Annotated in this window: 12 protein-coding genes and 1 pseudogene; 4 read left to right on the forward strand and 9 right to left on the reverse strand. The window is 64.9% G+C overall.

The window, feature by feature from the left end:
- Nucleotides 1–344: GntR family transcriptional regulator (locus tag EN935_RS09135; protein ID WP_245488897.1), on the reverse strand; the 344-nt coding region annotated here is incomplete at its 3' end.
- A 109-nt stretch (nt 345–453) separates the two neighbouring features.
- Here EN935_RS09135 and EN935_RS09140 point away from each other — a divergent pair.
- On the forward strand, nt 454–1383 hold the full coding sequence (locus tag EN935_RS09140) for an aldose 1-epimerase (RefSeq protein ID WP_127262293.1): 930 nt from the start codon (nt 454–456) through the stop codon (nt 1381–1383).
- Nucleotides 1384–1417: 34 nt separating this feature from the next.
- Here EN935_RS09140 and EN935_RS09145 read toward each other — a convergent pair whose 3' ends face one another.
- The 8 genes from EN935_RS09145 to pcaQ form a co-directional block, all read right to left on the reverse strand.
- Entirely contained in the window at nt 1418–2863 is a 1446-nt protein-coding gene (locus tag EN935_RS09145) for an aldehyde dehydrogenase (protein WP_127262292.1), read from the reverse strand.
- A gap of 34 nt (nt 2864–2897) precedes the next feature.
- The gene (locus EN935_RS09150; protein WP_126071051.1) at nt 2898–3683 is read right to left on the reverse strand and encodes a coniferyl-alcohol dehydrogenase; all 786 of its coding nucleotides are present in this window, start codon (nt 3681–3683) and stop codon (nt 2898–2900) included.
- A 2-nt stretch (nt 3684–3685) separates the two neighbouring features.
- Nucleotides 3686–4747 carry a branched-chain amino acid ABC transporter permease gene (locus tag EN935_RS09155; RefSeq protein WP_127262291.1) on the reverse strand — a complete coding sequence of 354 codons (1062 nt, stop codon included), beginning with the start codon at nt 4745–4747 and terminating at the stop codon, nt 3686–3688.
- Nucleotides 4744–5640, reverse strand: coding sequence for a branched-chain amino acid ABC transporter permease (locus EN935_RS09160; RefSeq protein WP_127262290.1), 897 nt, complete (start codon nt 5638–5640; stop codon nt 4744–4746). The genes EN935_RS09155 and EN935_RS09160 overlap by 4 nt, the downstream gene beginning before the upstream one ends.
- Entirely contained in the window at nt 5637–6365 is a 729-nt protein-coding gene (locus EN935_RS09165; protein WP_127262289.1) for an ABC transporter ATP-binding protein, read from the reverse strand. The genes EN935_RS09160 and EN935_RS09165 overlap by 4 nt, the downstream gene beginning before the upstream one ends.
- The gene (locus EN935_RS09170) at nt 6362–7105 is read right to left on the reverse strand and encodes an ABC transporter ATP-binding protein (RefSeq protein ID WP_127262288.1); all 744 of its coding nucleotides are present in this window, start codon (nt 7103–7105) and stop codon (nt 6362–6364) included. The genes EN935_RS09165 and EN935_RS09170 overlap by 4 nt, the downstream gene beginning before the upstream one ends.
- A gap of 21 nt (nt 7106–7126) precedes the next feature.
- Nucleotides 7127–8443 (reverse strand): ABC transporter substrate-binding protein, encoded by a 1317-nt coding sequence (locus EN935_RS09175; RefSeq protein WP_127262287.1) that lies wholly within the window; start codon nt 8441–8443, stop codon nt 7127–7129.
- A gap of 142 nt (nt 8444–8585) precedes the next feature.
- Entirely contained in the window at nt 8586–9503 is a 918-nt protein-coding gene (gene pcaQ / locus EN935_RS09180) for a pca operon transcription factor PcaQ (protein ID WP_127262286.1), read from the reverse strand.
- Nucleotides 9504–9596: 93 nt separating this feature from the next.
- Between pcaQ and pcaD the strand changes: the two genes are divergently transcribed.
- The 3 genes and pseudogenes from pcaD to EN935_RS09195 all read left to right on the forward strand — a co-directional run.
- On the forward strand, nt 9597–10406 hold the full coding sequence (pcaD, locus tag EN935_RS09185) for a 3-oxoadipate enol-lactonase (protein WP_127262285.1): 810 nt from the start codon (nt 9597–9599) through the stop codon (nt 10404–10406).
- Entirely contained in the window at nt 10399–10806 is a 408-nt protein-coding gene (gene pcaC / locus EN935_RS09190) for a 4-carboxymuconolactone decarboxylase (RefSeq protein ID WP_109661814.1), read from the forward strand. Before pcaD ends, pcaC begins: the two co-directional genes overlap by 8 nt.
- Nucleotides 10796–10954: pseudogene (locus EN935_RS09195) on the forward strand (protocatechuate 3,4-dioxygenase subunit beta); the annotation flags it as partial. The gene pcaC and the pseudogene EN935_RS09195, both read left to right, overlap by 11 nt.

Raw genomic sequence — 10954 nt, forward strand, 5'->3', positions numbered from 1 at the left:
GCCGACATCGGCTCGATGGCCCGGCGCAGCTCGAACAGCGCCCGGACATCGTCGGCGCTGACACCGCTGGCGTAGCGCCACGACAGGACGTCCGGATCGAGGAAATTCCAGTCGGAGCGGGGACGCACCCTTGTGCCGGTCTTCGGCCGCGATTCGACAAGCCCCTTGCCGGCCAGAACCTTGATCGCCTCGCGCAGCACCGTGCGGCTGACCCCCAGCATCTCGCTGGAATCGTCGGCATTGGGCAGTGCCTCGCCGGGCAGGAAATCGCCTTGCACGATGCGCAACCCGATCTGCTCGACGACGGTCGCATGCAGAGCGGTGGAGCCGCTGGCGACCGCCACCGCAATCCTCGACGTTCGCGCCGTGCTGAAAGATTTCTTATTCTTCATACTATTCATATGATATGTCTTATAGGCGTGGCGATTGGAGTCAAGGGATGGGGGAGTGCCGATGACAAAGAATTCCGCTGCCGTTGCCGAGCAGCACCAAGAGCTGGTCTCGATCGGCGATGGCATTGCGACTGTGGAGATTGCCCCTGCCGCCGGCGGCGCGCTGGCGTCGTATCGCTGGCGGCAAAACGGTTCCGTCGTGGATTGGCTGCGCCCTGCGGATCCGGCGGCGATCGACAGCCGCGATGCCGGCGCCATGGCCTGCTTCCCGCTGGTTCCCTATTCCAACCGCATAAGGGGCGGCCGCTTCGAATTCGCCGGCCGCACCGTCGAACTGCCGACCAGCTCCGACGATCCGCACCATGAGCATGGCCATGGCTGGCGTCGGCCATGGACGGTCGTGCGGCACGAAGCCAGCACCACCATCCTATCCTATCGCCATGCCGCCGATTCCTGGCCGTGGAGCTATGAAGCAAGGCAAGCGATCTCGCTGGTCGATGGCGGGCTGGTCATTGCCCTCTCGCTGCGCAACCTCTCGGACACGCCGATGCCGGCAGGCTTCGGGCTGCATCCCTATTTCCCGTCGACACCGTGGACGCATGTCCAGGCGTGGGTGTCCGGCATGTGGGAGACCGATGCGGAAATCTTGCCCACCCGGCACGTCCTGCCACCCGCTGGCGCCAACCCGACTATGGGCTTCGACGTGTCGGAGACGGACTTCGACACGGTCTTCACCGGATGGGCGCGCCGCGCGCGGATCTCCTGGCCGGAGCATGGACGGCAGCTGGACATCGAGGCCGAGGCGCCGCTCGATTTCCTTGTCCTTTACACGCCGCCCGGTGAGCCGTTCTTCTGCGCCGAGCCGGTCAGCAACATCACCGATGCCTTCAATCGCAGGAGTGACGCGGGCATCGACACCGGCTGCATCGTACTGGCGCCCGGGCAGATGCGATCCGCAAGCGTTCGCTTCACGCCTTCGCAGGCGATCTGATCGCCCAAGTCGAACCGCCCAATGCTGGGCCGGGTCAGAACGGATAATGCTGGCCCGGATCCTCGATCGTCACCCAGCGCAAATCGGTGAACTCGGCGATCGAGGCCTTGCCGCCGAAGCGGCCATAGCCTGAGCCCTTGACGCCGCCGAACGGCATCTGCGCTTCGTCGCCGACGGTCGGGCCGTTGATGTGGCAGATGCCGGCCTCGATGCGCGCGGCGACGGCAAACGCGCGCTTGATGTCGCGGCTGAACACGGCTGACGACAGGCCGTATTCGGTGTCGTTGGCGACACGCACGGCCTCGTCTTCGCCCTTGACGCGGATGATCGGCTTGACCGGCCCGAAGGACTCTTCGGCGTAGACGCGCATCGCCGGCGTGACATGGTCGAGCAATGTCGCCTCCACCACGGTGCCGGTGCGCTTGCCGCCGGCCACCAGCTTGGCACCCTTGGCGACGGCATCGGCAATGAGTTCCTCCATCTTGTCGGCCGCTTGGCTGCTGATCAGCGAACCGAGCACCACATGGCCGCGCGGGTCGCCGGCCGGCAGCTGCGAGGCGCGGGCAGCCAGCTTGGAGACGAACTCGTCGGCGATCTTTTCGTCGACGATCAGGCGCTCGGTCGACATGCAGATCTGGCCCTGATGCATGAAGGCGCCGAAGGTGGCGGCGTTGACCGCTGCGTCGATGTCGGCATCGTCCAGCACCAGCAGCGGCGCCTTGCCGCCGAGTTCGAGCAGCGCCGGCTTCAGGTGCCGACCGGCGAGTTTGGCGATGATCCTGCCGACCTTGGTCGAGCCGGTGAAGTTGACGCGCTTGACCGAGGGATGCGCGACCAAAGCTTCGACAATGCCGGCGGCATCCCTGGGATCGTTGGTGACGACATTGATGACGCCCTTGGGCAGCCCGGCTTCGACCAGCACCTGGCCGATCAGCCGGTGCGTACCGGGGCACATTTCGGAGGCCTTCAGCACTACGGTGTTGCCGCAGGCGATCGCCATCGCCACGGCGCGGGTGCCGAGAATGACCGGCGCGTTCCACGGCGCGATGCCGAGGCAGACGCCGGCTGGCTGGCGGATTGCCATGGCCAGCGTGCCCGGCTTGTCGGAGGGGATGATCTCGCCCGAGATCTGCGTCGTCATCGCCGCCGCCTCGCGCAGCATGTTGGCCGCCAGCATGACATTGAAGCCGGCCCAGGGACCAGTAGCACCGGTCTCTTCCATCATCAGCCTGGTGAATTCGCCGACCTTCGAGGCCATCACGTCAGCAGCCTTTGACAGCAAGGCGCGGCGCTCGCCAGGCCCGGTCTTCGACCAGGCCGGAAAGGCGACCGCGGCGGCTTCGACCGCGGCATTGGCGTCGGCGATGCTGGCTGCGGCGGCGCGCGTCGCCAGTTTGCCGGTGAACGGGTCCATGCGGTCGTAGGAGGCCGAGCCGGACGCATCCCTTTTGTCGCCGTCGATCAGAAGTCCGATGTCCATGATTGTCTCCATCGCCCCGATTGGAGCTTCGTGATTAGAAGCCGAACATTTCGGCATTGATCGATGCTTCGAGGCCGCCGTCGACCGGCAAATTGGCGCCGTTGATCCAGCGCGCGCCGTCCGAGCACAGGAACAGCACCACCGGTGCGATATCGCCGGACGTGCCGGCCCGCCCGACCCTGGCAATGTCGCTGTCGACACGGGCGTCGCCAAGCACGGTTCGGAACTGTTTCAGGATCGGTGTCTCGACCGGGCCGGGGCTCACCGCATTGACGCGGATGCCACGGCGTTTGAACAGATCCTGATGCGCCGCGCGGAAGGTCCACAGCAAGAGCAGTTCCTTGGAGACGGGATAGCCTTCCTCGTTCCTGACCGCGTGCGTGCAGACCACGTCGGCAACATCGGGGAAACCTTCGATGCTGACCATCGAGGCGGCGCGGTTGAGATTGGCGCGCCAACCATAGCCGGCAATCGACGCAACGTTGACGATCGCGCCGCCTTCACGAAGTCTTGGCGCCAGGCCTTCCGACAGAGCCCGCAGCCCGAAGAAATTGACCGCCAGCGTCGACGCTGCGCCGGTATTGCCGGAGAGCCCGGCGACGTTGCAGAGCGCGTCGAGGCGCTGCGGCAGGCGAGCAATCAGCTCGTCGACACCGGCCTTCGACGAGATATCGGCCTTGACGAAGCTGCCGACCGGAGCAGTCGGCTCACGCACATCGACGCCGATCACGTCTGCGCCAAGCTGAGCGGCGAGTTCCGCCGTGCGCGCGCCGATGCCGGAGGCGACACCGGTGATGAGGATCGTCTTGCCGAAAAGCATGGTCATGCCTTCTCCCGATATGGTGTGGCTTGCTGTGGCGAAGGCATTGCATCGCCATCGGTGGCGGCTGGGAACCTCACGCGGTAACCGACCGGCAGCAGGCGGAGCCCAAAACGCTCCTCGATCGTCCCCCACAGGCCGCGCGGCAGGAAAAGCGAGAACAGCACGGCGGTGGCGCCGAGCCCGACCAGATACCAGACACCGGTGCCGCCGAACCACGTCTCGATGAGGAAGAACACCAGCGCGCCCAGAATGGCGCCCTCGAAAGTGCCGATGCCGCCGACCAGCACCATGAAGATCATGTAGGCGGTCCACTGGACATTGAAGTAGGTCTTGGGCTGGAAGGTGATCGAGGTCGCCAGCCACAGCGCCCCGGCAATGCCGATGCCGAAGGCGGCAAGCACGAACAGCAGCCGCTTGGTGCCGGTGACGCGCACGCCGACCGAGGCGGCTGCATCCTCATTGTCGCGGATCGCCCGGATCGCAGCACCTGTGCTGCCGCGCAGCAGGCCAAACAGGATGGCGAGCAGCGCGGTCATCGATGCCAGCGCCAGCCAGTAGATCGCTGCCCGCCTGGCGCTGGCGTCGTAGGCGTTGAGCGAGATCAGCGATGTTCCGGTTTCGCCCTGCACCAGCCGGTCGAGATTGACCAGAAGATGCGTCAGCGCCGCAATCACCCACATGCCGATGGCGAACTCGCCGTTCCTCAGCCGCAGCATGAACAGCGAAAGCGGCCAGGAGACGGCGCCAACGATAATTCCGGAGGCGAAGAGCGCCAGGAATGGATTGAGGCCGGCATCGGCCAGCCGGATGGCGAAATAGGCGCCGAGCCCGAAGAACACCTGCTGGCCGACCGAGACCAGGCCGCCGAAGCCGGCCAGCGCATTCCACATCGCCGCCAGGATCACATAGACAAACAGGGCGGTCATCCTGTCGACCGCGCCAGCCGACAGGAACTGCGGAGCAATCGCCAGTAGCGCGATGATAACCGCGACCGCAATCGCGGCGATGCGCGACGTCGCCGTGCCGCGCTCGATGACGGGGGATGTCGAAACGGCGCTCACGTCGGCTTCCTCGTGGGCAAGCGCAGCAGGCCGCGCAGGCCGAGGCCCGAAGTGGAGAGCCGAATGAACAACACGATCAGGAACGCGACATGGCCGCCGATCAGAAAACCTTGCGGATGCACTTGCGCGCCGAGCGTCTGGGCAAGCGCCAGCACGATGCCGCCGATCAGCGTTCCCCACAGCGACCCAGCGCCACCGATGACTGCCGCCTCGAAAGCGAACAGCAGTTGCGGCGCGCCGGCATAGGGATCGAAGGTGGCGCGCATGCCGAGAAACGCGCCGGCAAGGCCGACCGTGACCATGGCGATGGCAGCGGCGATCGCATTGGCGCGGCGCGCATCGACGCCGACCAGGCCGGCGGTGTCGGGGTCCTCCGACGTGGCGCGGATCGAGCGGCCAAGCCTTGTGTGGGTGAGGAACAATTGCAGCCCGCCCAGCAGGATCACGGCACTGGCGAACATGATCACAGCGAGCTTGCCGACATAGATGCTGCCCGGCCATTCCCAGGAATCATAGGACAGGCTACCGATATAGGGCGCCAGCGAACGCGTATCGGCGCCGAACTGCTCGAACAGCAGATTGTCGATGACGATGGCCAGGCCGAACGTGGTCAGGATCGGCAGCAGCGCACCGCCGCGTGCGCTGCGTTCGAGCAGGAAGCGCTGCAGCGCCCAGCCCATCGCCGCCATCAGCGGAAGCACGATGAGCAGGCCGACCAAGGGCGAGATGTGGAACCGCGAGGCGAGCCACCACAGCGCAAAGGCGGCGAACACGGCAAGGCTGCCATGGGCGAGGTTGATGATGCGCATTACCGAAAACATGAACGACAGGCCGCAGGCGATCAGCGCGTAGTAGCCGCCGAGAAGGATGCCCTGGATGATCTGGTTGCTCATGCGGGAACGCTCCCGGGGCTTTTCCGGTGCAGGCCGAAATAGGCCTTCGTCACATCCTCGCGCGAAACCGCCTTGCTCGGCCCTTCGAGCGCAACACGCCCTTCGAGCATGCAGATGACCCTGTCGGAAACCGCGAGCGCGCGGTTGAGGTCCTGTTCGACTAGGATGATCGTCGTGCCTGAGGCGATCAACCCTTGCAGTGCTGCATAGACGCGATCAACGATCAGCGGCGACAGGCCGAGCGAAACCTCGTCGAGCAAAAGCACGTCGGGATTGCTCATCAGCGCGCGGCCGATCGCCGTCGCCTGCTGCTCGCCGCCTGACAGATGGCCCGTCTTGGCGTGGCGGCGCGGCTTCAGATTGGGGAACATCTCGAGCACCTTGTCGACGCTCCAGTCGCCTGGCCGGCCAGCGGTCTTGCCAAGCAGAAGGTTCTCCTCGACCGTCATCTGCAGGAACAGTTTTCGCCCCTCAGGCACCAGCGCGATGCCCATGCCGACACGCTTGTGCGATGGCACGTCGGTGAGATCGGCGCCGTCCAGCATGACGCGGCCAGCCGCCGGCTGGTGCGCGCCGGCGATTGCCCTCAGCAGCGTGGTCTTGCCGGCGCCATTGGCGCCGACCAGCGCCAGCGTCTCGCCGCGTTCGATGCTGAAGCTAACGCCGCGCACCGCCTGCAGCAGGCCGTGCCGGACAACCAGGTCCTCGACCGCAAGCAGGCTCATTTGGGGCCTCCGCCGAGATAGGCACGGACGACCTCGGGGTCGGCCATCACCGTTTGCGGTTCGCCATCGGCGATGATCTTGCCGGCGTCCATGCAGATCAGCCGCTCGGCCACCTGCAGCAGAATGTGGACGATGTGCTCGATCCAGACGATGCCGATCTTGCGCTGGCGCAATTCCTTGATCGTGTCGACAAGCTCACCGGCTTCGCCATCGGTCAATCCGCCGCCGATCTCGTCGAGCAGAAGCAGCGTTGGTCTGGCCGCTAGTGCCCGCGCCAGTTCCAGCCGCTTACGGTCGAGCAGGCCGAGCGTTTCGGCGCGCCGGTTGGCAACGCCGAGCATGCCGCACAGTTTCAGCGAGCCGAGCGCCTCCTCATAGGCCTCGTCGCGGCCAAGGCCTGCGCCATGCGAGGCGGCAACGAAGACATTCTCGAAGGCGGTCATGCCGCTGAACGGTTTCGGCACCTGGTGCGTGCGCACCAGGCCGAGCCGGCAGCGCTGCGTCGCCGCCAGTGGCGTCACGTCGCCGCCCTTGAAGCTGACCGTGCCGGAGCTTGGCGGAAAAGCGCCGGCAAGCACGCTGAGCAGCGTGGTCTTGCCGGCGCCGTTCGGGCCGACGATGCCGACCGCCTCGTCGGCTTCCATGGAGAAGTCCACCGCATCCAGCACCACAAGCGCGCCGAAGCGTTTGTGGATACCGGCGGCAGCGAGGATCGCCTGTTGTTGCGGATGGGTCACCAGGCGATCCTCGTCAGCGGTCCATCAGCCGTTGTAAGGCAGAAGCTTGGCTTCGACAGGCACGTTGGGATCGGTGGCGTTCTCGGTCACGACGTAATCGAGCGGGAACTTGCTGCCTTCCTTGGCGGCCACCCACTGCGTGCCGATAATCGGGCCGGGCGAGACATTGGCCACCGGCCCGCTGGTGAAGTCGACCTTGCCGACCATCGTCTCGGTTTTCAGCGTGCTCAGCGCCTTGGCGACCGCCGCCTTGTCCTTGGCGTCGGTGCTTGCCTTCAGCGCCTCGAAGCCGGCGTCGAGCAGCGACATCGAAGCGCCGAGCTGCTGCGTCCACTGCTTGCCGCTCGCCGCCTCATAGCCGTCGGCCAGCTCGGCGCCCGAAACGCCGGTCAGTGGCGATTTGTAGGGGAATGCCTTGTGCCAGTAGGCGGCGCTCGAAATCTTCATGCCGAGATCGCCGAGCGCTTCGATATCGGACGGGAACAGGCCGGTCTTGGCGACCTGGCAGATCTTGATCTGCTTGATCAGGCCCTGCTGCGCCGCCTGGCGCCAGAAGGCGGCGAAATCCGGCGGGATCGGGAACGAGTTGAAGATCTCGACGCCTTCCTGCTTGAACAGTGCGATCTGCGCGGAATAATCGGTCGTGCCGGTTTCATAGGCGCCGGGATCGACAATGGTGAAACCCTGCTTGGCCAGCAGCGGCGCCAAATGGGCGCGGATGGCATTGCCGTCGGCATCGTTGGGATACATGACGCCGACCTTCTTGTTGGTCTTGATCAGGTTCCATTGCGAGATATAGGCCTTGAAGAACTCGCCGACGCCGAAGCCGAAATGATAGGTCCATTTGAACGGCGAGGGTTCGCCCGGCTTGGCGCCGCGGCCGAAATACCAGGCCTCCCACGGCATGACCGTCGACAGGCACGGCACGCCGGCGGCCTCGCAGGCGTCGGCCACTGGATTGATCACCTCGGGCGTCGACACCGCCAGCATCAGGTCGATGGCCTGGTTGTTGATCAGGTCCTTGGCCAGCTGGCCCGCGCGCGACGGATCGGATTGCGTGTCCTGGTCGAGAATCTCGACGTTGTATTTCTTGCCGCCTATCTCAATGCCACCGGCCAGCGCCTTGCGGGCCAGATCGAGCACGTAGCCGTCGGTCTGGCCGAACCCGGCGAGCGGCCCGGTGCGCGGGCTGACGAAGCCGACCTTGAGCGTGTCGCCCGCCTGGGCAAAGGCGCCGCGGCCGCCAAGCGTGAGCGCTGCGCCACCGGCGATCGATGTGGCGATGAACTGGCGCCGCGAAATGCCGCCAGTCATGGATCTGCTGCCGAGTGCGTGCGTCATATGTTCCTCCCTTTGTGGTCCTCCATCGTCACAGTGCACCAGCGGTTTGGTTCGGTAAAATGATATTTTGCGGTGTTTCATTAACCCCTGGGTTAGGAAAAACCCCAACCGAGACCGCATCCGGATCGGATATTCTCAGGCGTCAGCTGCCTTGTCGTGCCGCTTCGCGGATGGTCTGCAGCAGTATGGAGAAGGCCGGTGAGGGCGCCGTGTCGGTCCGCATCGTCAAGCCAACCGGTCCTTTGGTTTCCTCGGTGTTGACCGGCAAGGCGACGAAAGCGCTGCTGCCGAGTTCGTTGGCAACGACGCCGGCCGAAATGATCCAGACGGCATTGCTCTGCCGCAGGAAGGCGCGGCCGAAGGAGTCCGACACGGTTTCGATCTCGGTTGCCGGCGCCGTCATGCCGTTGGTAATGAACAGGCGGTCGACGAAGGGGCGAATGACCGATTCCCGCGTCGGCATCAGCATCGGGAATTCGTCGAGCCGTGCGAACACATCCTGTCCCGGATCGAGCAGCGGATGTCCCGCTCGCACCACGAACAGCACCGGTTCGGAATAAAGGTGCTCGAAGAAGAAGCCGGTCATGTTTTCCGGCGCCGCCAACCGTCCGACGACGAGATCGAGTGCGCCGGTGCGCAACTGTTCGAGCAGCACCGCATTCTCGCCGGTGACGATCTTGATCGCCGCACCGGTGCCCTCCTTGAGGAACAGGCTCATGGCAAGCGGCATCACCCGCGCCGACACCGTCGGCAACGCGCCGATGCGGATCGGATGCCGGTTGACTGCTCCGTCCTGCCGAACGGAATCGACGCCTTGCTTGAGTGCCGTGATCGCCGTGCCGGCATGGCGAAGGAAGATCTCGCCGATGCGCGTCAGCCGGATGCCGCGGCCGTCACGCTCGACCACCGCCACACCCAGCGCCTCTTCCAGTTCGCGCAATGTCTTGGTCACCGCCGGTGGGCTGACATGCAGCAAGTCAGCCGCTCGCGCCACGCTTCCTTGTCGCGCAACTTCAAGGAATGCCTGCAGGTGACGGAACCGGATGCGGCTCTCGGACATGGATTTGATAACCCCTGAGTTAATGAAACGGCGCAAAATATCATTTTACCGAACCAAACGCCTTGTGCAATGTGGGGGCGGAGGACCGAAATCGTGCCATTCGTCACCATTGGCGGCATCACGCTGCACCATCGCCACATCAAGGCGACCGGCAATGCGCGCCCAATCATATTCATCAATTCACTCGGCACCGACTTCCGGATCTGGGACGAAATTGTCTCGGCGCTTGATGGTGAAATGCCGCTACTGGTCTATGACAAGCGTGGCCATGGGCTGTCCGATATCGGCGACATCAGGTCGATCGACGATCATGTCGATGATCTCTCGGCGCTCATCGATCATTTCGGCTTGAGCAAGGTCGTGCTGTGCGGCCTGTCGGTCGGCGGCTTGATCGCACAAGGCTTCTATCGCAGGCGCCCGGAAATTGTCGAAGGCCTGATCCTGTGCGACACGGCCCACAAGATCGGCACGGCAGAGAGCTGGAACACACGCATCGCGACAGTCGAAAGCAAGGGCATCCAGGCCATTGCGGATGGCGTGCTCAAAGTGTGGTTCACCCCCGCCTTCCACGCGGCGCGTCTGGCCGAGCTCGACGGTTATTGGAACATGATGACCAGGCAAGCGCTCGCCGGTTACATCGGGACTTGCGCTGCCGTTCGCGATGCGGATTTCACCGATGCCGCACGCCGCATCGCGGTGCCGACGCTCTGCGTCGCCGGCGACCAGGATGGCTCGACGCCTCCCGATCTCGTCCGCTCGCTGGCCGAGCTGATCCCCGCCGCGCGCTTCGAGATCATCCGCGACGCCGGGCATATTCCTTGCGTCGAACAGCCTCAAGCGCTGATCGCCCTGATCCGCGGTTTTATCGCATCGCTTGCCCCTGGAGCAGAAACCCATGGATGAAGTCCCCGGCAACGCTGCCAGATATCGCGCCGGTCTCGCGGTTCGACGGTCGGTGCTCGGCGACCGCCATGTCGACCGGGCCGAGGTCGCCGCCACCGATTTCGACCAGCCTTTCCAGGAGTTGATCACCGAGGCCGCCTGGGGAACCGTGTGGGCGCGGCCGGGCTTCACCAAGCGTGAGCGTTCAATCGTCACGCTGGCGCTGCTGGCAGCACTCGGCCATGATGAGGAGGTCGCCATGCATGTGCGCGCCACCGTCAACACCGGTGCTTCGCGCGACGATATCTGCGAGGCTTTCCTGCACGTCGCCATCTATGCCGGCGTGCCGGCAGCCAACCGTGCCTTCAAGATCGCCAAGGACGTGTTTTCGGAAATGGACGGAAGCCAGAATGCCCGCTAAGTCCGGCTCGAACCGGAGGCCTGAGACCGGCGCCTTCTTCCAGCGCGACCGGACCTGGCATCCGCCTGTTCTGACGCCGAACTACAAGACCTCCGTGCTGCGCTCGCCGCAGAAGGCGCCGCTGTCGTTCGACAACACGCTGTCGGAG

The organism is Mesorhizobium sp. M7D.F.Ca.US.004.03.1.1 (genome assembly GCF_003998635.1).
Lineage (GTDB): Bacteria > Pseudomonadota > Alphaproteobacteria > Rhizobiales > Rhizobiaceae > Mesorhizobium > Mesorhizobium loti.

Excerpts from the sequence above, each read along its gene's own strand:
- EN935_RS09140 (WP_127262293.1), top strand. The coding sequence starts at position 454 with ATGACAAAGAATTCCGCTGCCGTTGCCGAGCAGCACCAAGAGCTGGTC.
- EN935_RS09145 (WP_127262292.1), bottom strand. The coding sequence starts at position 2,863 with ATGGACATCGGACTTCTGATCGACGGCGACAAAAGGGATGCGTCCGGC.
- EN935_RS09150 (WP_126071051.1), bottom strand. The coding sequence starts at position 3,683 with ATGCTTTTCGGCAAGACGATCCTCATCACCGGTGTCGCCTCCGGCATC.
- EN935_RS09160 (WP_127262290.1), bottom strand. The coding sequence starts at position 5,640 with ATGAGCAACCAGATCATCCAGGGCATCCTTCTCGGCGGCTACTACGCG.
- EN935_RS09165 (WP_127262289.1), bottom strand. The coding sequence starts at position 6,365 with ATGAGCCTGCTTGCGGTCGAGGACCTGGTTGTCCGGCACGGCCTGCTG.
- EN935_RS09175 (WP_127262287.1), bottom strand. The coding sequence starts at position 8,443 with ATGACGCACGCACTCGGCAGCAGATCCATGACTGGCGGCATTTCGCGG.
- pcaQ (WP_127262286.1), bottom strand. The coding sequence starts at position 9,503 with ATGTCCGAGAGCCGCATCCGGTTCCGTCACCTGCAGGCATTCCTTGAA.
- pcaC (WP_109661814.1), top strand. The coding sequence starts at position 10,399 with ATGGATGAAGTCCCCGGCAACGCTGCCAGATATCGCGCCGGTCTCGCG.